The organism is Thioalkalivibrio sp. ALMg13-2 (assembly GCF_000381185.1).
In the GTDB taxonomy this organism is placed as follows: domain Bacteria; phylum Pseudomonadota; class Gammaproteobacteria; order Ectothiorhodospirales; family Ectothiorhodospiraceae; genus Thioalkalivibrio; species Thioalkalivibrio versutus.
This window is the reverse complement of record NZ_KB906116.1, coordinates 21,577-43,771: the sequence shown is the minus strand read 5'-3', so window position 1 is coordinate 43,771 and position 22,195 is coordinate 21,577. Positions and strand designations below refer to the sequence as shown.

Here is a 22,195-nt window from a genome sequence, read left to right as displayed (position 1 = left end):
TCCAGTCGTCCAAGCGACCGCCTGTATCACGAGTGTAGTACATGTGAGTCAGAACACCGTTCTGCAGATCGGCAGCGCGGATCTGGAAAATCGGTACCCCATGAACGCTGCGGGGTCGTTCCTGATGCATATAAAAGGCGGGCCCTCGCCTTCGATGATCTGGCTTTTCATGCCCCTCCTCGCGATGCCCGGGTGGCAAGAAAGGACTCTCGTTAGGCGGTGTTAGGTCTGAGTTGTGGGCAATTGAGATCGGGATGATAATCCGCCGCCCGGGGCACAGCCCCGGCCTGCCATTGCAAGCCTGGGCCCCGAATGCTGAAGAAGATCAAGTTGGAACATGTCGTCGAGGGAATGTACATCCGGGAACTTTGTGGCTCGTGGATGGAGCATCCCTTCTGGCGCACGCGCTTCCTGCTGGACGATGCGAAGGATCTCGCGATCCTGCGTGAAAGCCGTATCCGCGAGGTCTGGATCGACACCACCAGGGGGCGGGACGTGGAGGGTGCGGAGACCGCCATGACGCCGGCGGAACGGGATGCCGAGGTGCAGGCGTCGCTGGAGTCGGTCCCGGATGCCGGGCGCGATCGGGAGCCCGCATCCACCCGGGAGGAGCTGGAACGGGCGGCGACCATCTGCCGGAAGTCGCGGCAGGCGATGACCTCGATCTTCGGCGAGGCACGCATGGGGCGCGCAGTGGACACCGAACTGGCGCGCAAGGTGGTCGAGGAGATCACCGACTCCGTGACCCGCAACTCCCGTGCCCTGGTCAGCCTGGCGCGCCTGAAGAACGCCGACGACTACACCTACATGCATTCGGTGGCGGTGTGCGCGCTGATGGTGGCGCTGGGCCGCGAACTGGGACTGGAGGACGCCGCGGTGCTGGCGGCCGGGGAGGCGGGGCTGATGCACGACATCGGCAAGGCCGCGATGCCGCTGGATGTGCTCAACAAGCCGGGCAAGCTGACCGCCGAGGAGTTTGCCGTAATGAAGCGCCATCCGGAGGAAGGGCGCCGCATCCTGCAGGCCGCCGAAGAAGAGCTCCACCCGATCACCCTGGATGTCTGTCTGCATCACCACGAGAAGATGGATGGTTCGGGATATCCCGAGGGGCTGACAGGGGATCAGATTACCCTGTACGCGAAGATGGGCGCGGTCTGCGATGTCTATGACGCGATTACGTCGAATCGCCCTTACAAGGCGGGCTGGGACCCGGGCGACTCCATCCGCAGGATGGCCGAATGGGCGAACGGCCATTTCGATCCGACCGTCTTCCAGGCGTTCGTGAAGAGCCTGGGGATTTACCCCGTGGGGTCCCTGGTGCGCCTGGAATCCGGACGCCTTGCTGTAGTCGTCGACCAGTCCGCCGGTTCGCTGCTCAAGCCGGTCGTGAAGATCTTTTACTCAACCAGCTCGGGGTGCCGGATTCCCCCGAAGGTCGTTGACCTCTCGGCGACGCACGTTCAGGAGGCTATTGCCGGGCGCGAGGACCCCACGGCATGGCCGTTCCCGGACCTGGATGAGCTGTGGTCCGGTCTGCCCGCCGGCAACGGATAAAGGAGACGCTTCGCCGCCGCCGGTGGCGGGTCGTCAGAACAGGCCGCAGGCGGGTCCTGTCCGCGCCGAGCGAACCCCGCGGATGTCCGGATGGGCCCGCAGCTCATCCATCATTTCGCTGTACAGGCCATCCGGGACATCCCGTGCAAAGGTGATGTCGACCCGGCCGCTGCGTCTCATGTTGTAGGCCGTAAAGGCGTCTGCATCGTAGTCGAACAGGATGTGGGACAGCGCATCCTCGGACGCTCGTGCCTCCGGCGTGGTCGCATGGGTGGTAGCGCAGCCGGACAGGGTTAGAGGTAGAGCGAGAACTAGGATCAGTACGAGGGGCGATAAAAGGATTTTCATGGTGGACCTCCGTGCCGGACGCGATTAAATCGGCGGTTCCCGGGTTGTGCGGCTTTCCTGCGTTACCGGGTGGGAGGTGGCAACCAGGGGCCATCATTCATCTTTGAGCTTCGCCATCAGCTTTCATTTATGTCAAAACATGAAGGAAAGCAAGGGTTGTGCGCGGCTTAAGCAGTGAGACCCCGGGGAGACGCGGATTCAATCCGCGTCTCCCTAGCCGAGCAGGCGCAGGACGAGCCGGGGTGCCAGGTTGGCTTGGGCGAGGATGGCGATTCCGGCCTGCTGGAGGATCTGGGCACGGATCAGGGCGGCGACCTCGGCGGCGTAGTCGGCATCCAGGATGCGGCTGCGCGCGGCCTGGAGGTTCTCGCTGCCGATGCCCAGGTTGTCGATGGTGGACTCCAGGCGATTTTGCACCGCACCCAGACGACTGCGCCGGGCGCTGATCTGGTCCAGGGCCTGGTCGAGTCGGGCGAGGGCGTCGCTGGCGCCCTGTGCGGTGCCCAGGTCGATCCCGGCGAGGTGGCCCTCGACCGCGCGGGTGGCGGGCATGTCCAGGGCATTGAGACCGGCGTCGCCGCTGATGGTGATGGTCTCGCGTGCGGTGATGTCGAGGCGCCCATCGAAGCTGGCGGAGGCGCGGCTCGGGGCTCCGAGCTCGCGGTTGATGGCGGTGGCCAGGGCCGCGACCGAGTCATAGTCTCCGTCCGGGACGTCGATCGCTGGCCGCTCGCCGATGCGGATGCGGAAGTCGCCCGCGACGGTGAACGGACCGCTGGCGAACAGCGCCGTCAGATCCCCCGATCGGCTGGTCGCGATCGCGCCGAGCTGGCGCGTGCCCATGCCGTCGCCGAGGTCCACGGCGAGGGTCTGCCCGGCGTTGGCACCAACCTGAAAGAACGCGGTGGGGGCGCTGCCATCGAGCAGGGTCCGTCCATTGAAGGTGGTCTGGGTGACCACCCGGTCGGTCTCGGCCAGCAACTGCCGGGCCTCGCGGTTCAGGGCCTGGCGGTCGGAGGCGGACAGGGTGCCGTTGGCCGCCTGCAGGGCCAGCTCGCGGATGCGCTGGATGTTGCCGCTCATGGAGCCCAGCCCGCCCTCGGCGGTGCGGGCCAGCCCGATGCCGTCCTGCGCATTGCGCATGGCCTGGTTCAGGCCACGAATCTGGGTCGTGAAGCGTTCGCTGATGGCCATTCCGGCGGCATCGTCGCGCGCCGAGTTGATGCGGCGCCCGGAGGCCAGGCGTTGCAGGGCCACCTGCAGGGCGCCCTGGGAAAGCCGCAGGTTGCGCTGGGCGTTGAGCGACAGGAGATTCGTGTTGATCACCTGGGCCATGTTGTCGGGTCTCATGGCCCGTCACCGGGCCTGTCGGTACCCGGTGCCATGCCGCCGGGATCATGCAGCCGAAGTTTCGGGGCTACAGTGCGTTAACGGCGGTCTTGAACCGAACTTTAGGCCCGGGAAACCCAATCATTTCCATGGTGGCCCCAACCTGTTCGGTACGCCCCATAGCGCTTGCAGGCGCTCCTCCCGGCCGCAATGGGTCACGTAGTTGGCGTAGCGTTCCGGATGGTTGCGGTAGTAATTCTGGTGTTTGTCCTCGGCCCGATAGAAGGGTGCAGCGTCCCGTATGCGCGTCACCACCGGTTGGTCGAAGCGGCCCGAGCGGTTCAGCTCGGCCCGTGAGGCTTCGGCGATGGCGCGCTGGGCGGCATCCTGCGGAAAGATGGCGGTTCGATAGTGGGGCCCGCGATCACAGAACTGCCCGTGGGGATCCAGCGGGTCAATACTGCGCCAGAAGGCCTCCAGGATCTCGCTGAAGCCGATGCGCCCGGGGTCGAAGAGGATACGCACGGCCTCGACGTGGCCGGTGCGCCCGGTGACCACCTGCCAGTACCCGGGATCGAGGGTATGCCCCCCGGTATACCCAAGCTCGGTTTCAAGCACGCCTTCCAGCGTGTCGAAGGGTGCTTGCATGGACCAGAAGCATCCGCCGGCCAGCACCGCCTGTTCGGGCTCCTCGGCCTGGGTCAGGGCCGGCGCCAAGAACAGGAGAAGGGCGCCGAGCCAGAGTGTGCGAGTGAAGGACATGATGCCTACCCAAGATGCGTGGGCCGTTGGTGAGACCCGTACCCGCGCGGATGGTGCCCGTCGCGGGAGATGCGGACTCCCGGAGCAGTCCCTACGGGTGATCGCGCGGGATGGAAGAGATGGATTCCACGACCAGGTTGGCGCCGTCGCGGATCTCGTCGACGATGCCCTGGACGGTCTGGACCTGGGCGTCGGCCTGCTCGGCGACCTCACGGACCGTGTCGATGCGATCGGCGATTTCGCGTGTGCGTTCCAGGTTGCTGTTGATGACCTCGGCGATTCGGGTGGTTGCTTCGCTGGTGCTGGCGGCGAGCTTGCGCACCTCCTGGGCAACCACGGCAAAGCCGCGGCCCTGTTCGCCAGCGCGAGCGGCCTCGATGGCGGCATTCAGGGACAGCATCCGGGTGGTCTCGGCCACGGTGCGGATGGTCTCTATGATGGACTCGATGTTGCGTGCCTCGGCGTTGAGACGTTCGACTGCCTCCTGGGTGCTGGTCACCTCGGCACGAATCTGCACGGTGTGCTGTGCGTTGAGCCGCAGTGAGTCCTCGCCGCTGCGGGCGTGATCGGCAGTCTTGCGGGCCATGTCGTGGGCGACGGCCGAGGCCTCGCGGGTGCGCTGCGCCGTATGCACGCTGGCGGTGATGTCGGTGGCGAACTTGATGACCTTCTCCACCCGGCCTTGTTGGTCGAGAATCGGATTGTAGGTGGCTTCCAGCCACAGCTCCTGGCCGTTGGCCTTCAGCCGCCGGAACTTCCCGCTCATGAGCTGGCCCTGCGCCAGGCGCTCCCAGAAATCGGGATGATCGCGATAGAAGGTCTCGTCGCAGAAGATGCGATGATGCTGGCCGCGTATGTCGTCGAGGTTGTACCCGACCGCTTGGAGGAAGTTCTCGTTGGCCTTGAGGATCTCGCCTTCCGGGGTGAACTCGATCACCGCCATGGAGCGGTCCAGGGCGGTGAAGACGGCTGCCTGGTCGCGCAGCTGTTCCTGCTTTTCGGTGACGTCGTAGGCGATCTTCGCGATCTTCTCCACCTGGCCCTGGGTGTCGCGCACGGGGAAGTAGGTGGCTTCCAGCCAGATGGTTTCGCCCGTGCGCGTCACACGGGGAAAGGTTCCGGTATGCGATTCCCCGGCCGCCAGGCGGCGCCAGAAGTCACGGTATTGTAAAGAGCGTGCGTATTCGGGGCTGCAGAACATCCGGTGATGCTGGCCGATGACGTCCTCGCGGGGGTGGCCTATGGTCTTCAGGAAGAGTTCGTTGGTATCGAGGACCTGGCCGCGCGGGGTGAACTCGATGTAGGCGACGGCCTCCCGAACTGCGTCGAGCACGGCCGCGTCGGTGGTTCCCGTAGCAGGATGGGCCGTCGGCGAAACGGCGGGGTTGAAGAACATGGCGAGCTCCTTGTGACCAGGTGCGGTAGAGGCCGTTGAAAACAATGTACAGGTAATGTACAAGAAAAGTACAGATGTTTCCTGTTAGGAGCGATGCATGGTTGATTGGACAAGAATCAGGGTGCCAGCCGCCGCCCTCTGGCTGGGAGTCGCGGTCCTGCTGGCCGGGTGTGGGGGCACCTTCCCGCAGCCCGGTCCGGATCCGGAATTCGACGACGGACTGAGTGCGCAGGCCCTGTTTCAGCGAACGCTTGCGGCCCACGGCGGGGACCTGCGCGAATACCCGGGTGATCTGAATCAGGCGACCGATGGCGAGTGGGGGCGCGTGATCCAGCGCCTCCAGCCGCTGGTGGCCGACGGCGAATACCGCGGCCAGGGCGAAGAGCGTTATCGCCCCGCCGATGATCTGTATGCGGTCCACTACACCGGTCCCGAGGGCACCAAGAGCGTCTTCCGCCAGGGTGACGAATTCCGCTTGTACTACGATGGCGAGCGCAGTTCGGACCGCGACCGGATTCGCGCCAGCGCGATGACCACGGACGCCGGCGAGCTGTTCCACTACGGTCCGAGCTTCGTCAAACACCGGGCGACCGACATGGAGCGGCTGGCGGACCAGCGCGAGGGCGGTGTGAACTACCGTCGGGTACTGGCCACCATTGAGCCCGGGTTCGGCGAGGCGGACGAAGACCGGGTGGTGATGTGGATCCACCCCGAAACCGACCTGCTTTATCGCGTGCATGTCACCCTGAACGGCTTTGGCCCCACCCAGGGTGCCCACGTGGATACGACCTTCCTGGAGTACGCGGAGATCGAGGGGTACACCCTGCCTACGCGCTTCGAGGAACGGGTGCGCGGGCCGCTGCGGCTGTTCGTGCACGAGTGGTGGGTGACCGGTCGGGACAGCGGACGCGACTGGGCGCCTGCGGATGTCCGTGGGCCCGGTTTCTCGGGGGCTGCGGCGCCCCCCGCGGCGGACACTGCCGCACCGTAAGGGATGTGTTCGGGTGTGCCGTCATCGGCTCGCCATGAACGACGTGAGCCGACCCAGGGCCGATCTGCCGACTCCGAATGCCCCCGCGGTTCCGGCTGCGCCGGCGGTCGCCGATTGCTTGTGGGTCGCTGTGCGGCCGGGCCCTACTGGCTGGAGGTCGCGGAAGCGCTCGAATCCGCCCCCGACGGGATGTCGGACCAGCCACCTTCCTGAAGGCGCCGGACCACGGCCAGTGCCGTGCGGCGGCTGTAGTCGTGGATCTTCCAGTGATCCGGCATCCAGCCGACCAGGAAGCGGTAGAAGTCGGCCTGGGCAATGGGGAACAGCGCACGCCACTCGTGCTCGATGGCGCCGGCTTCCGTGCCCTTGCCCCGTTCGTTCAGGGCCTCGCGCAATGCCGCGAAATAGGCATCCAGCAGGTCGGCCTCCCAGTTTTCCTGTTCCCGTTCGTCCAGGCAGCTCCCGAGGAAATAGGCCACATCGCGCATGCCGCAGCCGCCCCCGACATACTGGAAATCCACGGCGGCGATGGCGTCGCCCTCTGGCGCAAAGCAGAAGTTGGCGACCTTGGCATCGCCGTGGACCAAGCTGCGATAGCGGGCGCCGGTCAGGGCGTTGTCGAGGGTCGCGGCCGTCTCGCGAATCGCCGGGTCCTCGATGGCGGCCCACTCGTCCGGGCGGGTGGCCAGGTGCCAGTAACTGCCCTCGGGCCACAGTCCCGTGGGCGCCTGTCCCATGAAGCGCGCGTGGAAACGGGCGAGCCAGCGCAGGCAGAGCCGCGCCTCGGCGCGGGTCAGGTGGTCCCTGCGCTGCGGGAAACCGGCAGCGTCAAGGTCCTCCAGCACGATCAGGTGCTCGTCGCCGATGGTCGCGGTATCCAGACAGCGGGGGACACGGGTGGTGGCGTCGCATGGGTTGGCCCAGTCGCGGTACCAGGCCATCTCCACCTGATAGGAGCGGAGCTTGCGCTGATGCGAGCGGTTGTTGCTCCAGCCGCGCGGATGGTCCAGTTCGTCGGGGACCACGATGTGCTTGAGGATGACTGTGGGGGAGTCGCCGCCTTCAAGAAGGTAGCGCACGATCTCGCCGTAGCCGCTCCAGAGGGTCTGGATGACCGGGCCGCGCACCGCCGTGCGGGCACCGGTGGCCTGCAGGACGAAACGGGTCGCTGCGTCGGTCATCCGCGGTCGGGCAGGGCGCGACAGCTCCAGAACACGCCCAGCATCTCGAGCATGGCGGCGTCGTCGCGGGTCCAGAACACGATGTCGTCGGTGGGATTGGCGTAGCGCCCGCCGTAGGCCGTCTCGGTGGCTTGTAGTCGGGCGCGGGCCCCGTTGAAGGCCAGGACGGCCTGCTCGCCCTCGAAGGTGGCGGTGAGTTCGGGGCCGTAGGCGCAGATGTAGGCCACCTCGCGCGGGGCATCATCGCCCCGCGGCAGCGCGCTGCAGCCGGCGATCAGCATGATTCCTGCCAGTACGATTGCTAGGCGCACGCGGTGGTCTCCGGTTAGTGATGGTCCATCGTAGGGAAACACGGATCGATGTGCATGCTCGCTGCGTCGTCGCTTGGGCGCGCGAACATGGCGCGGGGAACCGCTCAGGCGCTGCGGCCAGGCTGCGCGGCGGCGGACGAAGCGGGCTCGGCGAGCATCCGTTGGCAGTCGGCGGCTGGCTGCGGGCGGGCAAACAGGAAGCCCTGCAGGGTCTGGCAACCGGCCTCCTGCAGGAAGGCTTGCTGCGCCTCGGTCTCCACGCCCTCGGCGACGGATTCGAGGCCCAGGTTATCCGCGAGGCTGAGGATGGTGCGCACGATGGCGCCCGCGCTCGACTCGGTCTCCAGGTCCGCGGTGAAGCAGCGATCGATCTTCAGCACATCCAGCGGAAAACGGCGCAGATAGGCCAGCGATGAATACCCGGTGCCGAAGTCGTCCAGGGCCACGCGCAGCCCGCGCTCGCGAAACTGCCCCAAGGTGCGGATGACCTGGTCGGTATCGGCCATCAGCATGCTCTCGGTGACCTCCAGCTCCAGGGCGTCCGCACTCAGCTGGGTGTGTTCCAATACCCGGTCGATGCTGTGCGCCATCTGGCGATCCCGAAACTGGGGGGCGGCCAGATTGACGGACACGCGGACCGGTGGCAGCCCGGCCTGATGCCAGTCCCGACACTGACGGCAGGCCTCGGTCAGTATCCACTGGCCCAGTTCGACGATCAGCCCGGTCTCTTCGAGGATCGGGATGAAGGCGCCCGGCGAATGCACCGTGCCGGCGCCATCCTCCCAGCGCAGCAGGGCCTCGACGCCGACGATCCGGCCATCGCCGGCCGCCACCCGCGGCTGGTAGTGGAGAAAGAACCCTTCCTGGTGATCGACCGCGCGCCGCAGTTGGCCCTCCAGCGAGACGCGTGTCCGCACGTCGTTATTGAGCTCGCCGGAACAGAACTGGATGGCATTGCCCTCGGTGCGCTTGGCCTGGTGCATCGCGGATTCGGCGCGGCGCATCAGGTCGGACGCATCCTGGGTGTCGTGGGGATACACGGCGACGCCGACGGAACCGGGCACATAGAGCTCGTGCTCGCCAGCCTTGATGATCTGGCGCAGCGGCTCCAGCAGGCGGGTGACGGCGCCGGCGACCGAGCCGGGAGACTCCACCGGGAGCAGGGCGCCGAACTCGTCGCCGCCCAGGCGTGCCAGTACGCCACCGACCGGCAGACGGTTTTCCAGGCGCCGGGCCACATGTTGCAGGACCTCGTCGCCGGTGGCCTGGCCCATGCCTTCGTTGACGCTCTTGAAGCGATCCAGGCCAATGTGGGCCAGCACTAGCGGACGCCCCAGGCGCTCGGCATCGGCGACGGCCTGGTCGGCGCGTTCGGCAAAGCGGGTGCGGTTGGGCAGGCCGGTGAGGGCGTCGTGGTAGGTGATGAAATGGAGGTGGCGCTCCGCCTCGCGCCGTTCGGTGATGTCGTGCACCACGCCGGCCATGCGTTGGGGCCGACCCTGGGCATCGAAGTCCACGCTCCCGCGCTGGTAGACGATGCGGACGGAGCCATCGGGGCGGACGATGCGGTGCTCGATGTCGTATTCCGGTCCTCCGGGGGTGAGGGCGTCGTCGACCGCGCGCTGCACGCGCTCGCGGTCGTCCGGGTGCACCGCCTGCATGAACGCCTCGTGGGTCGCACCCCATTGGTCGTATTCGAGGCCGAAGATGCGGAACACCTCGCTGGACCAGCGGATGCCCCCGGCGTCGAAGTCCGAGATCCAGTTGCCCAGATGGGCGATCTGCTGCGCCTCCTGCAGTTCCGCCTCGCGCCGTTCCAGCGCCTCGCGCGCCGCGCGACGCTCGGTGATGTCCTGGAACGAGACCACGGCGCCGGTAACACGGTTGCGGGCATCGAACAGCGGGGCGGCGTTGATCAGTACCGGGAACCCGTGTCCCGCGCGGCTCCAGAAATACTCCTCGCAGGCCTGCAACGGCTCGCCGGTGCGCAAGACCCGGTAGACCGGGCATTCCGTGGCGGGGAAGGCTTGGCCGTCGGGCCGGCTGTGGTGCGACAGTTCGTGCGAATTGTGGCTCAGGGCCTCGTCTTCGCTGGCGAACCCGAGCAGTTCGCAGGCCGCGGGGTTGAGAAAGGTGTAGTTGCCATCGGCGTCGATGCCGAAGACGCCCTCGGCCAGGCTCCCCAGCAGGTTCTCGCGCAGGAGTTCGCCCTGCTTGCGGTCCGTGACGTCGATTCCGAGGGTCTGAAAATGGGTGATCTCGCCGGCCTCGTTGAAAAAGGCGCGGCTGGTCCAGCGGATCCAGCGGTCGGCCCCGTCGCCGCGGCGCACCGGGTTCTCGATGGTGCGCACGGGCGCGTCGGGGGTATAGCGCAGCAGGTCGGCGCGGTTCTCGGGCTGCCGCTCTTCGGGGAGGTCATGGATCCAGCGGTGCCCGAGCAGGCTGCCGGCGGGCGCCGCGAAGTATTCGTGGGCCGCCCGGTTGGCATAGAAGATGGTGGTGTCGGGTCGATAACAGATGATGATGAAGGGGTGGTTTTCCACCAGGTCCTCGTACTGGACCTTCACCCCGGACGAATTGCTCATGCATTTCCCCTGTCGGACGCGTCCTGCTGGCCCCTTCCACCCGAACGCGTTGTCCCGAGTCTGTCAGGGGAATTCTGAAGGCGCAAACCGTATTCAAGAGGCAGATTTCAGGGGCGGCCAATCGGCGTCAATGCGGCGCGGTTCAGTGGGGCGCGGGTACGGGCGGAGATGTCAGCGCGGGCGTTCGCGGGAATCGAGTTGATCCAGCGGGTCGTGGGCATCCTCGCGCTGGCGGACGCGTTGTTCGTGTGTCCGGGGGTCGGTAAGGGAGGGATCCGCCTGCACGTTTCGCACGACCAGGAAGGTCCATACCGTCGCAAACACCCACAGGAACAGACCGATTGCCAGCGGGAAGCCGCCGTAGCCGGAGATGCCGGCCAGGCCGGTCAGCAGGGCATAGGCGATCGACACGAGGGCGGCCGCCCAGGCAATGGCGATCGGCGCGGCGCAGCTGTGGGCGGCGGCGCCGTAGCGGTACGCCGCCACCGGCGGCAACACGATGCCGAGAAAACGGTAGAGCGCAGGTTCCCGCGCGGGTTGATGCAGGCTGGTCATGTCGATCCCTCTCTCCGGGGTGCCGCTTTCCCCGGAGTCTGGTCCGAATCCGGGATGTTTTCCACGTGGCCCGGCGACCGCTGCGCGAGGACTGGACGTGGATCACGGCCCTGGCGCTCGGCCCGGCCGCGGATGGACTGCGTTCCGGTCCCTGCACGGGCGCGGTCCGGTTGCTATCCGTTCAGATCACCGGCGATGGGGATGGTTCAGGGCCTGGGTTTGGCGGTGTCGGCCGCGGCAATGGCGACCCGGTCGCGCCCGCCGCGCTTGGCCTGGTACAGGGCGCGGTCCGCGGCTTCGACCACCTGCGTGGCGTGGCGGGTCTCGTCGGGGGTGAGGCAGCCGACCCCGGCGCTGGCGGTCAGTGTGGGGGCCACGCGGGAACTCGCGTGCGGGATCGCCTCCTCGCGGATGCGCTGCAGGCAGCGCTCGGCCAGCGCGTGGGCCGCGTCGATATCGGTGTCCGGCAGGATCAGTACGAACTCCTCCCCGCCCAGGCGTGCCAGCAGGTCCTGTTCGCGGCCGACGACGCCGGCGAGGCAGGTGGCGATCCGCTGCAGGCAGCCGTCGCCGGCCGGGTGGCCGTAGCGGTCGTTGTATTCCTTGAAATGGTCGATATCGAGCATGATGGCGGAGAGCGGGCGCTGGTCGCGCCGGGCGTGGGCCCACTCGCGTTCGAGTACGAGGTCGAACTGCCGACGGTTGGCGATGCCGGTGAGCGAGTCGCGGTAGGACAGGGCCTCCAGTTCGGACTTCAGGCGCAGCAGTTCTTCTTCCTGTTGCTTGCGCTCGCTGATGTCGAACATGAAACCGACCAGGGCCTCGACTTCGCCGTTTTTGCGCATTACGTGGACGACGTCGCGGATCCAGATGTAGTGCCCGTCCCGCGTCAGCGCACGATAGTCGGCCTCGTGGTCGACCCCGGACTGCGACTGTGCCACGCAGAAGTTGACGACCGATTCGCGGTCGTCCGGGTGCATGCGCTCCACCCAGTTGTCGATGCTGACCCAGCTCTCCGGTGTCCAGCCCAGCAACGCCTCGATCTGCGGGCCGATATAGGTGAAGCGCATGGTCGCCCAGTCGATCCTCCACGGGATGGCGCGGGTGGATTCCAGCAGCGTGCGATAGACGGTGCTGTCCGGTTCCATCTCGGGGTGCGTGGTGGGCGATTCGATGCCCGGTCCCAGTGCCGTCCCTGTGTTCTCCGGCTCGTCGGCTGCGGTCGCGTTCATGGCGAATCAAGTCCTTCTTTGGGGCGCAGGCGGTATTGCGTGGTGGTTGGATTGATCAGCTGGCGGCGAGGGGCTGGATCAGCAGCTCGATCTGCGGGGAGAATGCCTCGCTGCCGAGGTTCCCGGCCGGAGTGGTGGTGCCGAAGACGCGCAGGACCAGGCGTTCGGGGGCGACCCCGGCGTTCTCCAGGCGGCGGCCCGCGGCCATCGCATCGTCCTCCGTGCCCTCCGACGAGGTGTCGGATGCGTCCATGCCGTGTCCATGCGCGATGACGGTCACCAGGCTGGCACCAAACTCGTCGAGCAGCCGGCCGATGGTATCCAGGGCGCGGGCCTGGTCGGCACCTTCCGGCAGGGTCACGCGGATACCCGAATCCTGATGATCGATCGCGCTGGGCTGTCCGGACAACTCCTGGCGCAGGCGGGCCCCCAGGACGTCCATGTAGTAGCCCAGGCGGCCGGGGTCCAGGGTTTCGTGACCCTGTTCTCTCAGGAAGACGCGTCGTTCGCTTTCGGCGCTGGACGAGCGGGCGATGTGCAGGCCCAGCGACGGTTCGGTGGGTTCCGTCGAGCGGGTTTCCGTCTCCGTCTCGGTATCCCTATCCGTACCTGCGGCCGTGTCCGTATCCGTTTCGGGCTGGCTATCGGTGTCTTCGGCTGGCGCCGTATCGGTTTCCGGCGCGGCGGGTTCGGAGGCGGGGCGGTCGCCAGTGGGAGCCGGTGCATCCTGCTCCACCGGCAACAGGGCACAGCCCGAGGCCATCGCGGACAGCAACAGGGGGAGCGCCAGGATTCGGCCCGAGCGACGGGTGTTCGAAGATTGGAACATGGTCTCCTCAGTGTTGGCGGCACCAGTCGAGGAAGGCCTCGGCGGACAAGGGCCGACTGAAGTGGTAGCCCTGTCCGCCTTCCACGCCCTGCGCGCGCAACCATTCCACCTGGTGGGCCGATTCGATGCCCTCGGCGACGATCTGCAGATTGAGCGAGCGGGCCATCTCGATGATGTGGCCGATGACATTGCTGGTAACCGCTTCGTGGGCGATGGCATCGGCAAAGGTCTTGTCGATTTTTAGTGTATCGAGTTCGAAACGTTCCAGGTAGGAAAGGCTCGAATATCCTGTGCCAAAGTCGTCGATGGCGATGTGGTGGCCGCGCCGGCGCAGTTCCCGCAGGCGGGCGCGGATGGCGTCTTCGTTGAGCAGGGAGCGTTCGGTCAGCTCCAGCTTGATCGCGGAGGGTGCGACACCTGCCTCGCGCAGGGCCTTGCGCAACGCATCCCCGAAGCGGTCGGAGGCCAGGTCGTGGCCGGTAATGTTGAGGTTGATGGCCTGCTCGGGATGCGCCCGCAGGTTGTCGCCCAGATCGCGGAGGATCGCGCGCAGGATCGCCAGGGTCAGATCGGTGGCCTGCCCGGTGTCCTCGGCGAGCGGCACAAAGACATCCGGGCGGATGGTCTCGTCGCCCTCGCGATGCCAGCGGGCCAGGGCCTCGGCACCCCGGCAACGGCCGTCCGCGAGGTCGACGATGGGCTGGTACTCGACACTCAGGCGCTCGTTGGCAATGGCCTCGCGCAGCTCGCTGGCCAGGCTCAGGTGGCGGCGCAGGTAATGCAGGACCAGGAGTAGCCAGAGGGTCACCAAGAGCAGCCCGAAGATGCCCGCCACGATCAGGGTCGAAAGGTAGCGATCCCAGAAGGCCGCCAGCGGCTGCGCGGCAATGATGTCGACCGGGAAGATCGTGTCCAGCGAGAAGCGGCTGACGATGCGCCCCTGGGCGCGGTCGACGCTCAGGCCAATGGGGGTGGTGTCGGGTGATGGCAGGTCGGCGTCAGCGGGATAGCGGCTCATGGGAAGGCCTTCGACCCACAGGCCGACCCGTTGCTTGTCCAGCAGGCCCGGACTGATCAACAGGCGTGGGTCGATCGCGACATCATGCTGGCCGAAGCGCATCAGGAACAGCTCCACACCGCCCACGGCGGTGTCCGCGCTCGGCCACCAGGCGACCACGCCGGTGTCGTAGATGCGGCTGGCACGCGGTGGTGTGAGGGCCTCGCCCTGGACAAACCCCGCACCGCACTGGCGTTCGGCCGCGCGCCAGTACCCGATGGCACGCACATGAGGCCGTGCGATGGCCGCGTCCTGAAGGCGTTCCAGGTGCTCCGGGGAGCAGGGTTCCAGGTCCAGCTGATTGAGGCTGTCCAGTAGTTCGCGGGCGTCTACCAGCGCGGCTTCGGTCTGTTCGCCCAGACGCTGGGAGAGTTCGGCCAGGCGCTTCTCCTCGGCGACCACGGATTCCTGCCACAGGAACCAGGCCAGGGCGGCGAGCGGCAGCAGGATGCCGAGCAGGGTCGCGGCGGAGACCGAGAGCAGGACCTTGTCGCGTCGGGTGACCATATTCACCAGGGGCCGGGATCGAACGGATCGAGAGTAGCACGGGGCGGACCTCAGGCCGGTACCCGTAATGTCACGGAGATTCGGCAACGTCTATGGTCAGAATGAGGAGTCCGTGCCGGGAGGTGTTGCCATGAACCAGGATCGGAAAGAGGGCGGAGATGGGGGCGCGACGATGTCGCACGAAACATCCGGAACGCGAATGCCGCAGGCCCTGCGCAGCCGGATCAGCATGCATGACGGTGTCACCGATTGGTGCGACTGCTGTTCCTGCGAGGCCGAGCCGTACTGGGCGGAGGTGGCCGAGGAGCTGGGAATCGATCCGGATCCGGGCGTGGCACGTGGAGGGCGCGCCCGCGGGTCAGTCGCAGCTCCCGACTGAGTCACGGGCGCAGATGCGGCCGTCGGTCCAGATGCTGCGGCTTAGGTAAGCAGCGTCCAGCCGGGCACCGGAGAGGTCGGCATCGGTCAGGTTGGCGTGGGCGAGATTGGCATTCTCGAGGTTGGCGTCGACCAGGCGAGCCTGGATCAGGTCCGCGCCGGTCAGGTTGGCGCCAGCGAGATTCGCGCCCTCCAGTCCGGCCAGGGCGAGGTCCGCGAAACGCAGATCCGCGTCGGTCAGCCGTGCACCGTGCAGGCGCGCGCCGGCCAGGCGGGTGCTGTGAAGTGACGCGCCCGTCAGGTCGGCATCGCGCAGGTCGGCACCGGCCTTGTCACAGTAGTTCCAGTTGACCCCGGGCCCCGCGGCCTGTTCGCAGTTGGGCCCGGGGTCGCGCTCCAAGGCAATCCCGAAGGCGAGCAGCAGGCCGATGGCCAGGGTGACTGCAAGGCCACCCGCGATCCAGGGCCGCGGCCCGCGGACCCACTCACTCCAGGGCGGCGCCGGCCGTTCCAGTATCTCGGCCCATTGTTGGCGATGGGAGATCGTCGCGGGCGATTCGGGACAACGGCGGTCCCCCTTGCGGCGCTCGCGGATCTCGGCGGGCGGGTTGTCGTCGCGCCGTTCCCGCCGGCGTTCGTCCTCGCGCAGGCGGGCCTGGTTCAGGCGTTCGCGGCCCTCCGGGGTGTGGGCGTTCTGCAACTCTTCGGGGATCAGGTGAGGGCGCTGGTCGATGCGCCACCAGGTCTCGCGGTCGAGGCTGACCTGGTCATCCGGGCGCAGCCGGCCCAGGATCAGGAAGCGCCCGATCGAGCGCTGAGGGTAGGGCCCGCAGACCTGATCATCGCGTCGGGTAAACCACAGCTCATGGCGTCCGTCGCCGGTTCCCGGGGGCGGATCTTTTGCGTCTGGCCGGGGATCGGGGTTATCGCTGGTCACGGTTCTTGCAGGCTTCCCTTGGCACCGTGTCCGTTACGGTGGATGCCGCGAGTATAGGGCATGAAACAGGGATTCTGGGCACGGATTACCGGCTGGGGGCCGGGGGCTGGATGCCCCAGGTATCGAGCTGGGCGCGGAGTTCCCCGGCGGCGGGCTCCGCCTTCTCCAGGATTTCGTCGATCCGGTTGAAGTGCAGCAAACGGATGCCACCAGTGTCCGGTACCAGGTAGAGATCCGGCGGGTCGAGGCGGGTCATGTGGCGGATGATGGAGCCCTGCATGATGCTGAAGCTCTTGAACAGCAGGTCGGTGATGCCGATCTCCTCGGTGGCGTTCGGCGAGCCATTGCCGGACACGTCCACGGCGATCACGTAGTCGTATTCGCCCTGCAGCAGATCATAGGGCAGCGGATTGGAGGCCCCGCCGTCGATCAGGGTCTGGCCGTCGTCGTGCCGGACCGGTTCGAACAGGCCGGGCACTGCCATGCTTGCCTCGATCGCCAGGAACAGGTCGCCCTGGTCGATCACCACGCTCTCGCCGGTGCGAAAGTCGGTGGCGACCACGGCGAAGGGGATGCGCAGGTCGTCGAAGTCGCGCGCCTCGGTGTGTTCGGCGAGGAAACGCAGGAACTCGCCCGAATCGAACAGGGCATTGCGGCCCAGGCGCAGGGGGACAAGGTCCAGCAGCTTGATCTCGGAGCGCGCCAGCCCGGTCAGGGCATCAAGCTCGGATCCGGAAAAGTCGTCGAACAGGTCGAAGATCTCGTCGGCATCGAGCCCGGCGGCGTACAGGCCGCCGATCACGGCGCCGATGCTGGTGCCGGTGATGCGGTCGGGCAGGACCCCCCGGTCGTCGAATACCTGCAGCATGGCGATATGCGCCAGTCCCCCGGCCCCGCCCGAGCCCAGCGCCAGGCCAATGGTGGGGGCGGGCGGTTCAGCGGGGTCCGCAGCCAGTGCGGCCGGGGCGGTGGCCAGAAACAGGGCGAGGAAAAGGAACGACAGCCGTCTCATGGGGCGATGCGTTTCCGGGGCGTGTGGGTCATGCTGCTACCCTGAGTCCGAATGCACGGACGGGCAAGAAGAGGGTCGCGCATGCGGGTCACAACAGGGAGTGGCGAGAGGGTCCCCCGCGCCTTCAAGTGGAGCTATCTCGCCTTCGTGCTGGTGCTGGTTCCGGTGTATGCCGTGGTGCACGGCTGGTTCAATTTTCTCTGGTTTTCCAACGTGGCGTTACTGGGCGGGCTGCTGGCGGCCTGGCTGGAGAGTCGCCGGATCGCGAGCATGATGCTGGTGGCCGTCGTGCTTCTGGAGCTGGGCTGGGTGCTGGATTTCCTGCTGAGCATGGCGGTCTGGGGCTGGGCCCCGCTGGGGGTTGTGCACTACATGTTCAACCCCGAGATCCCGCTGTTCGTGCGCCTGCTGTCGCTTTACCACCTGCCGCTTCCGTTCGTGCTGATCTGGATGGTCTGGCGTCTCGGGTATGACCCCCGTGCCTGGCGTTACATGGTGGGGCTGGGCTGGGCCATCCTGTTGCTGACCTTCGCGCTGGCGGATGCCGACAACAACGTGAACTGGGTGCTGGGTCCGGGTGGGCAGGTGCAGGAGTGGATGCACCCTGTTGCATGGCTGGCGGTGGTCATGGCGGTATGTTCCGGGGTGTGGTGGCTCACGCATCTGCTGTCTGCCTGGCTGTTGCCGCAGCGCAGCACCGCGCGCTGCGGGCGGGCTTGGTAGGCTGACGGGCTTCCCCGAGCGAGGAAACGGGAGCGGAAATGATCGAGACTACGCCGGTAGAGCGGGTCGGGTTTGTCGAACCGGACACGTTCCTGCGGCAGTACAAGGCGGTCGCGCAACCGGTGATCCTGGAGGAGCTGACCCGAGAGTGGCCGGCACGGGAGCGCTGGACACCCGACTATTTTCGCGAGGTCGCCGGGGATGCCGTGGTGCCGCTGTATGACAGCCGGCCTGCGCGCGACAACGGGCATCAGCACGCCGCGTCCCTGCACATGCCGATGGCGGAGTACCTGGACCTTCTGGAGGGGGGCGAGCGCGACCTGCGCCTGTTCTTCTTCAACCTGGTTGCCGCCCGGCCGGCGCTGGCGTGCGACTTCGAGTTTCCCGAAATCGGGTTGCACCTGTTCCGCAAGCTGCCCGTGCTGTTCATGGGCGGCAAGGACGCGCGCGTGCAGATGCACTTCGACATCGACCGCCCGGATATCCTGTTGTGCCACTTTGGCGGGCCGAAACGCGTACTGCTGGTCGCTCCCGAGTACACGCCGTACATGTATCACGTGCCTTTCTCGTTCAGTGCGCTGGCCTCGGTGGACTTCGAGGATCCCGACTACCAGCGCCATCCGGCCCTGCGGCATGTGCGGGGCCACCTGGCCGAATTGCGCCACGGGGACGTGCTCTATATCCCGCCGGGGTTCTGGCACTACGTGCTGTATGACGACATCGGCTTTTCCATGGCACTGCGGGCGTTTCCGCGTGACCTGCCGGATGTCGCGCGGATGCTGAGCAACCTGCTGGTGACGCGGACCATCGAGGGCACCATGCGCAGACTGGTCGGGCAATCCTGGAACGACCGCAACGAACGTCGCGCGGTGGAACGCACCGAACACTTTCTCGCCCGGCATCCTGCGGCCTGATGGATCCATGCGCGCGCTCGCGGAGTAAGATCAGGGTGCTGGCCTTTTCTTCTTCTGCCTGGAACGAGGTGCTGCCGTGAGTGAAGCCCTGCACGTGGTCTGTCCGCATTGTGACGCGGTGAATCGAATCCCTGCGACACGGCTGGGTGCCGGCCCGAAGTGTGGCCAGTGTCATCGGTCGTTGTTCGGCCAGGATCCGCTGGAACTGACCGCCACGAACTTCCTCCGCCACCTCGAGCGCAACGATATCCCGCTGTTGGTGGACTTCTGGGCGCCGTGGTGCGGCCCCTGCAAGATGATGGCCCCGCAGTTCCGCCAGGCCGCGGCGGACCTCGAGCCGACCGTGCGGCTGGCGAAGGTGAATACCGAGGCGGAGCCGGAGCTGGGCCGGCGGTTTGCGATCCGCAGTATCCCGACCCTGGCGCTGTTCCGCGGCGGACGTGAAGTGGCGCGCCAGGCGGGCGCGATGGGGGCGGCAGATATCGTGCGCTGGACCCAGAGCCAGGTTTAGCCGGGCAAAGGTGGCTTCGTCGCGGTCGTCAGCATCGTAGGGTGCCGACGGTAATCAATCAGCGGCTGCCCAGTTCGCGCCAGGCCTCGTGGCCGCAGCTCATGCAGTGGTATTGCGCCTCGAAATGCCCCGGCTGGTTCGCACGTTCCCGGATCGTACCGTCCTGGAAGGTGAAGCTGCGCAGCGTGCAGCGCGGGCATTTTTCGACCGGGTCGCGGGGCGCACGTGGCTCGCTGGCCGCAGGCGTGTCGGTGCCTTCGGTCCTGTCGGCGGCGTCTTCCATTGCCTGATTGAGCTCCCGGGTCAACTCGGCCGTGACCCGGTGGGCGGCCTCTGTGGTGTCCTCGCGGGCCATGGCCTCCAGCTCGGCCAAGCGGTCACGGATGTGCTTTAGACGGGTTTCGAGTTCGGTCACGGGCGCCTCCAGGGTGGTATGCCCAGCATAGTCGGTTCGCGTTCGACGGGGGTTAATCCAGCCGGACTACTGTACGGCCGCGGATCTGGCCCTTCAGGATCGACTCGCCGTAGTCCGGCAGGTCTTCCAGGCCGATCTCGCTGGTGATGGCGTCGAGATCGGCCCCAGGGAGCAGAGCGGCCAGGCGCTCCCAGGTGCCCCGCCGCCGCTCGGCGGGGCACAGGACCGAGTCGATCCCCAGCAGGTTGATCCCGCGCAGCAGGAACGGCAGGACCGTGGTCTGGAGCTGCGCGCCGCCGGCCAGGCCACAGGCGGCCACCGAACGTCCGTACGCCATCCCGGCGAGTACATGGGCCAGCATGTCGCCGCCGACCGTGTCCACACAGCCCGCCCAGCGTTCGCCCAGCAGCGGCTTGGCCGGCGCGTCGGCCAGCGCCTCGCGAGCCAAGATGGTGCTGGCGCCCAGTTGGTGCAGGTAGTTGGCGTTCTCCGGGCGTCCGGTCACGGCGGTGACCGTGTAGCCCAGGCGTGCCAGGAGCCGCACGGCGATGCTGCCCACGCCGCCGGAGGCACCGGTGACCAGAACCTCGCCGGTGCTCGGTTGCAATCCGTGGTCTTCCAGGGCCTGCACCGCCAGCATGGCGGTAAAGCCGGCGGTGCCTGCGGCCATCGCCTGGCGCGCGCTGTAGCCGGACGGCTGAGCGATCAGCCAGTCGCCGCGGACGCACGCGCGCTGGGCGTAACCGCCCCAGTGGGCCTCGCCGACACGGTAGCCGGTCAGCACGACGGGATCGCCCGGGCGGTAGCGCGGGTCCGACGATTCGAGCACGGTCCCGGCCAGGTCGATGCCCGGCACGTGGGGATAATCCCGCACCAGGTTGCCCCGCCCCTGCAGGATCATGCCGTCCTTGTAGTTGAGCCCCGAATAGTGAACCTGGAGCAGGACCTCGCCCGCGGGCAGGTCGTCGAGAGTGAGTGTCCGGATCGTGGCCACCGGGCCGTCGGGCTGCGGTTCCAGGAGCAGGGCCTTGAAGGATTCGGTCATGCGAATCAGCGTCTCGTCAGGGAATGCAACGGCAGCCTAACAAACGGCCGTCTTTTCTGGCGCGAAGGGCGGGGAATGTTGCTAACCTCATTGAGATGGGCGAACGGGATTGCGCGTGTTCGCCGGGCGGCGTTGCGCCACGCGCCGATTGTTTCCCGTTGCGAGGATCATCATGGCGGCAGACCCCTCCGGGTGTTTCCATTCACAGATCATTGAATACGCCCCGGTCTGGGTGAATACCCTGGATCCCGAGGGGCGGGTGACGCTGTGGAATCGGGCGGCGGAACGGATCAGTGGCTATAGCCGCGAGGAAGTGGTGGGACACGCGAGTATCTGGGAATGGCTTTTCCCCGACTCGGACTATCGCGCGGCGGTCTTCGCCGAGGGGCAGGCCATCATTCACGAAGGCCGCGAGATCGCGGGCCTGGAGTCCATCATCCGCACCCGTAGTGGTGAACAGCGCACGCTGTCCTGGTATGCCCAGCGGTTCTTCGATGCCGAGGGCACGCTGCTTGGGGCCAGCGTGATGGGCGAGGACATCACCGAGCGCAAGCAACTGGAACTCAGGGCACAGCACCAGTACCGGTTGCAGGAGGTGGTCTCGGCGATCTCCGCGCAGTTTGCGGACCTGTCGGCGGACGCGGTGGACGCGGCCGTTGTGCAGGCCCTGCAACGTCTGGGCGAGTTCTTCCGGATGGGGCGAGCCTACGTGATCTGTTTTCGCCCGGACCATGAGACGATGGACCTGGTGAGCGAGTGGTGCGCGCCCGGGGTCGCCCCCTTCCTCGACGAGATGCAAGGGATACCCATGGAGGCGCATGGTTGGGTGACCCGCCAGATTCGGCAGGGACACCCGGTGCACGTCCCCGATGTGGGTGCGCTCCCCGAGACTGCGGTGGTGGAGCAGGCCGAGTTCCGGCGCCAGGATATCGAGTCCCTGTTGCTCATCCCGTTGATCAGCGATCAGAAGGCCTTCGGGTTTCTGGGCCTTGATTCGGTGGCCCGGCACTACGAGTGGAGCCCCGAACAGATCGCCGTGCTGCAGGTGGTAGCCGATATCATCGCCGGCACCTTCGCGCGCAAGGAGGTGGAGGCGGAGCTGGCACGCCAGGCGCGGGTAGATGGCCTGACCGGCCTCGCCAACCGGCGCGAATTCGATGCCGTGCTGGAGCGCGAGTGCGGTTCGCGGCGCGAGGTGAACCTGGCGCTGTTGATGATCGATATTGATCACTTCAAGCCGTACAACGACCGCTTTGGCCACCAGCGTGGGGATGACTGCCTGCGCCAGGTCGCGGAGGTATTGCGCGCCGCGGCACACCGGCCCACTGATCTGGTGGCGCGTTATGGCGGCGAGGAGTTTGCCTGCATCCTGCCGGACACCACGCTGGAGGGTGCGCGGGCGGTCGCCGAGCGGGTGCGCCGCAAGGTCGAGTCGTTGCAGTTGGGCCACCCGGATAATGTGACGGATGCGGTGACGGTCAGTATCGGGCTATCCGCGGTCGACGGGGGACGATCCGTGGCGCCGGAGGATCTTCTGGGGGAGGCGGACCGGCAGCTTTATCGCGCCAAGCGCGAGGGACGCAACCGGGTCTGCGCGGCGGGGCTCTGATTACCCCCGCCGGG

At 67.0% G+C, this 22,195-nt stretch carries 22 protein-coding genes; 7 read left to right on the top strand and 15 right to left on the bottom strand.

Going from position 1 to position 22,195, the window contains the following annotated elements; translation table 11 throughout:
- The first annotated feature begins 312 nt into the window (after window positions 1-312).
- Window positions 313-1,554: an HD-GYP domain-containing protein gene (locus F618_RS0111005; RefSeq protein ID WP_018175719.1), complete on the top strand. Its 1,242-nt coding sequence runs from the start codon at window positions 313-315 to the stop codon at window positions 1,552-1,554.
- 33 nt (window positions 1,555-1,587) lie between these two features.
- Here F618_RS0111005 and F618_RS0111000 read toward each other — a convergent pair whose 3' ends face one another.
- The 4 genes from F618_RS0111000 to F618_RS0110985 all read right to left on the bottom strand — a co-directional run bounded on the left by F618_RS0111000 (window position 1,588) and on the right by F618_RS0110985 (window position 5,389).
- Window positions 1,588-1,902 carry a hypothetical protein gene (locus tag F618_RS0111000; RefSeq protein ID WP_017941067.1) on the bottom strand — a complete coding sequence of 105 codons (315 nt, stop codon included), beginning with the start codon at window positions 1,900-1,902 and terminating at the stop codon, window positions 1,588-1,590.
- Between the two features lie 213 nt (window positions 1,903-2,115).
- On the bottom strand, window positions 2,116-3,237 hold the full coding sequence (locus F618_RS0110995; RefSeq protein WP_019568571.1) for a flagellin: 1,122 nt from the start codon (window positions 3,235-3,237) through the stop codon (window positions 2,116-2,118).
- A 135-nt stretch (window positions 3,238-3,372) separates the two neighbouring features.
- The gene (gene msrA, locus F618_RS0110990) at window positions 3,373-3,993 is read right to left on the bottom strand and encodes a peptide-methionine (S)-S-oxide reductase MsrA (protein ID WP_019568570.1); all 621 of its coding nucleotides are present in this window, start codon (window positions 3,991-3,993) and stop codon (window positions 3,373-3,375) included.
- A gap of 91 nt (window positions 3,994-4,084) precedes the next feature.
- The gene (locus F618_RS0110985; protein WP_019568569.1) at window positions 4,085-5,389 is read right to left on the bottom strand and encodes a PAS domain S-box protein; all 1,305 of its coding nucleotides are present in this window, start codon (window positions 5,387-5,389) and stop codon (window positions 4,085-4,087) included.
- A gap of 97 nt (window positions 5,390-5,486) precedes the next feature.
- Between F618_RS0110985 and F618_RS0110980 the strand changes: the two genes are divergently transcribed.
- A complete protein-coding gene (locus F618_RS0110980; RefSeq protein WP_051080753.1) occupies window positions 5,487-6,380 on the top strand; it encodes a hypothetical protein in 894 nt (297 codons plus the stop codon).
- A 143-nt stretch (window positions 6,381-6,523) separates the two neighbouring features.
- Here F618_RS0110980 and F618_RS0110975 read toward each other — a convergent pair whose 3' ends face one another.
- From F618_RS0110975 to F618_RS0110945, 7 genes are all read right to left on the bottom strand, one after another.
- Entirely contained in the window at window positions 6,524-7,561 is a 1,038-nt protein-coding gene (locus F618_RS0110975; protein ID WP_019568567.1) for a phosphotransferase, read from the bottom strand.
- Complete coding sequence (locus F618_RS0110970; RefSeq protein ID WP_018144242.1) at window positions 7,558-7,842, bottom strand: MliC family protein; 285 nt, start codon at window positions 7,840-7,842, stop codon at window positions 7,558-7,560. Before F618_RS0110970 ends, F618_RS0110975 begins: the two co-directional genes overlap by 4 nt.
- 134 nt (window positions 7,843-7,976) lie before the next feature.
- A complete protein-coding gene (locus F618_RS0110965; RefSeq protein ID WP_019568566.1) occupies window positions 7,977-10,457 on the bottom strand; it encodes an EAL domain-containing protein in 2,481 nt (826 codons plus the stop codon).
- A 171-nt stretch (window positions 10,458-10,628) separates the two neighbouring features.
- Window positions 10,629-11,012, bottom strand: a complete 384-nt coding sequence (locus F618_RS0110960; RefSeq protein WP_018175727.1) for a hypothetical protein — start codon at window positions 11,010-11,012, stop codon at window positions 10,629-10,631.
- A gap of 206 nt (window positions 11,013-11,218) precedes the next feature.
- Window positions 11,219-12,244 carry a sensor domain-containing diguanylate cyclase gene (locus F618_RS0110955; RefSeq protein WP_019568565.1) on the bottom strand — a complete coding sequence of 342 codons (1,026 nt, stop codon included), beginning with the start codon at window positions 12,242-12,244 and terminating at the stop codon, window positions 11,219-11,221.
- A 55-nt stretch (window positions 12,245-12,299) separates the two neighbouring features.
- Window positions 12,300-13,073, bottom strand: a complete 774-nt coding sequence (locus F618_RS0110950; protein WP_019562972.1) for a hypothetical protein — start codon at window positions 13,071-13,073, stop codon at window positions 12,300-12,302.
- A gap of 7 nt (window positions 13,074-13,080) precedes the next feature.
- The gene (locus F618_RS0110945; RefSeq protein WP_019562971.1) at window positions 13,081-14,637 is read right to left on the bottom strand and encodes an EAL domain-containing protein; all 1,557 of its coding nucleotides are present in this window, start codon (window positions 14,635-14,637) and stop codon (window positions 13,081-13,083) included.
- Between the two features lie 199 nt (window positions 14,638-14,836).
- On the opposite strand from F618_RS0110945, the gene F618_RS0110940 reads away from it, so the two are divergent.
- Window positions 14,837-15,016, top strand: coding sequence for a hypothetical protein (locus F618_RS0110940; RefSeq protein WP_018170098.1), 180 nt, complete (start codon window positions 14,837-14,839; stop codon window positions 15,014-15,016).
- Here the strand turns inward: F618_RS0110940 and F618_RS0110935 are convergent.
- Both F618_RS0110935 and F618_RS0110930 read right to left on the bottom strand, forming a co-directional pair.
- Window positions 14,996-15,952: a pentapeptide repeat-containing protein gene (locus F618_RS0110935; RefSeq protein WP_018170097.1), complete on the bottom strand. Its 957-nt coding sequence runs from the start codon at window positions 15,950-15,952 to the stop codon at window positions 14,996-14,998. The genes F618_RS0110940 and F618_RS0110935 overlap by 21 nt on opposite strands.
- Window positions 15,953-16,037: 85 nt before the next feature.
- The gene (locus F618_RS0110930; RefSeq protein ID WP_019568564.1) at window positions 16,038-16,964 is read right to left on the bottom strand and encodes a patatin-like phospholipase family protein; all 927 of its coding nucleotides are present in this window, start codon (window positions 16,962-16,964) and stop codon (window positions 16,038-16,040) included.
- 147 nt (window positions 16,965-17,111) lie between these two features.
- On the opposite strand from F618_RS0110930, the gene F618_RS0110925 reads away from it, so the two are divergent.
- From F618_RS0110925 to trxC, 3 genes are all read left to right on the top strand, one after another.
- Window positions 17,112-17,687 carry a hypothetical protein gene (locus tag F618_RS0110925; protein WP_018938120.1) on the top strand — a complete coding sequence of 192 codons (576 nt, stop codon included), beginning with the start codon at window positions 17,112-17,114 and terminating at the stop codon, window positions 17,685-17,687.
- 38 nt (window positions 17,688-17,725) lie between these two features.
- Entirely contained in the window at window positions 17,726-18,601 is an 876-nt protein-coding gene (locus F618_RS0110920) for a cupin-like domain-containing protein (protein ID WP_018938119.1), read from the top strand.
- A gap of 76 nt (window positions 18,602-18,677) precedes the next feature.
- On the top strand, window positions 18,678-19,112 hold the full coding sequence (gene trxC, locus F618_RS0110915) for a thioredoxin TrxC (protein ID WP_026182010.1): 435 nt from the start codon (window positions 18,678-18,680) through the stop codon (window positions 19,110-19,112).
- 58 nt (window positions 19,113-19,170) lie between these two features.
- On the opposite strand, the gene F618_RS0110910 is transcribed toward trxC, so the two are convergent.
- Window positions 19,171-19,527, bottom strand: a complete 357-nt coding sequence (locus F618_RS0110910; RefSeq protein WP_019568563.1) for a hypothetical protein — start codon at window positions 19,525-19,527, stop codon at window positions 19,171-19,173.
- A 52-nt stretch (window positions 19,528-19,579) separates the two neighbouring features.
- Window positions 19,580-20,572 (bottom strand): MDR family oxidoreductase, encoded by a 993-nt coding sequence (locus F618_RS0110905; protein ID WP_019568562.1) that lies wholly within the window; start codon window positions 20,570-20,572, stop codon window positions 19,580-19,582.
- Window positions 20,573-20,744: 172 nt separating this feature from the next.
- Here F618_RS0110905 and F618_RS0110900 point away from each other — a divergent pair, with 172 nt between their 5' ends.
- Window positions 20,745-22,181, top strand: coding sequence for a diguanylate cyclase (locus F618_RS0110900; RefSeq protein WP_019568561.1), 1,437 nt, complete (start codon window positions 20,745-20,747; stop codon window positions 22,179-22,181).
- The last annotated feature ends 14 nt before the right edge of the window (window positions 22,182-22,195 follow it).

What these genes read in the sequence shown, in the direction of transcription:
- F618_RS0111005 (WP_018175719.1), top strand. Translation starts at nt 313, where the DNA reads ATGCTGAAGAAGATCAAGTTGGAACATGTCGTCGAGGGAATGTACATC.
- F618_RS0111000 (WP_017941067.1), bottom strand. Translation starts at nt 1,902, where the DNA reads ATGAAAATCCTTTTATCGCCCCTCGTACTGATCCTAGTTCTCGCTCTA.
- F618_RS0110995 (WP_019568571.1), bottom strand. Translation starts at nt 3,237, where the DNA reads ATGGCCCAGGTGATCAACACGAATCTCCTGTCGCTCAACGCCCAGCGC.
- msrA (WP_019568570.1), bottom strand. Translation starts at nt 3,993, where the DNA reads ATGTCCTTCACTCGCACACTCTGGCTCGGCGCCCTTCTCCTGTTCTTG.
- F618_RS0110985 (WP_019568569.1), bottom strand. Translation starts at nt 5,389, where the DNA reads ATGTTCTTCAACCCCGCCGTTTCGCCGACGGCCCATCCTGCTACGGGA.
- F618_RS0110980 (WP_051080753.1), top strand. Translation starts at nt 5,487, where the DNA reads ATGGTTGATTGGACAAGAATCAGGGTGCCAGCCGCCGCCCTCTGGCTG.
- F618_RS0110975 (WP_019568567.1), bottom strand. Translation starts at nt 7,561, where the DNA reads ATGACCGACGCAGCGACCCGTTTCGTCCTGCAGGCCACCGGTGCCCGC.
- F618_RS0110970 (WP_018144242.1), bottom strand. Translation starts at nt 7,842, where the DNA reads ATGCTGATCGCCGGCTGCAGCGCGCTGCCGCGGGGCGATGATGCCCCG.
- F618_RS0110965 (WP_019568566.1), bottom strand. Translation starts at nt 10,457, where the DNA reads ATGAGCAATTCGTCCGGGGTGAAGGTCCAGTACGAGGACCTGGTGGAA.
- F618_RS0110960 (WP_018175727.1), bottom strand. Translation starts at nt 11,012, where the DNA reads ATGACCAGCCTGCATCAACCCGCGCGGGAACCTGCGCTCTACCGTTTT.
- F618_RS0110955 (WP_019568565.1), bottom strand. Translation starts at nt 12,244, where the DNA reads ATGAACGCGACCGCAGCCGACGAGCCGGAGAACACAGGGACGGCACTG.
- F618_RS0110950 (WP_019562972.1), bottom strand. Translation starts at nt 13,073, where the DNA reads ATGTTCCAATCTTCGAACACCCGTCGCTCGGGCCGAATCCTGGCGCTC.
- F618_RS0110945 (WP_019562971.1), bottom strand. Translation starts at nt 14,637, where the DNA reads ATGGTCACCCGACGCGACAAGGTCCTGCTCTCGGTCTCCGCCGCGACC.
- F618_RS0110940 (WP_018170098.1), top strand. Translation starts at nt 14,837, where the DNA reads ATGCCGCAGGCCCTGCGCAGCCGGATCAGCATGCATGACGGTGTCACC.
- F618_RS0110930 (WP_019568564.1), bottom strand. Translation starts at nt 16,964, where the DNA reads ATGAGACGGCTGTCGTTCCTTTTCCTCGCCCTGTTTCTGGCCACCGCC.
- F618_RS0110920 (WP_018938119.1), top strand. Translation starts at nt 17,726, where the DNA reads ATGATCGAGACTACGCCGGTAGAGCGGGTCGGGTTTGTCGAACCGGAC.
- F618_RS0110905 (WP_019568562.1), bottom strand. Translation starts at nt 20,572, where the DNA reads ATGACCGAATCCTTCAAGGCCCTGCTCCTGGAACCGCAGCCCGACGGC.
- F618_RS0110900 (WP_019568561.1), top strand. Translation starts at nt 20,745, where the DNA reads ATGGCGGCAGACCCCTCCGGGTGTTTCCATTCACAGATCATTGAATAC.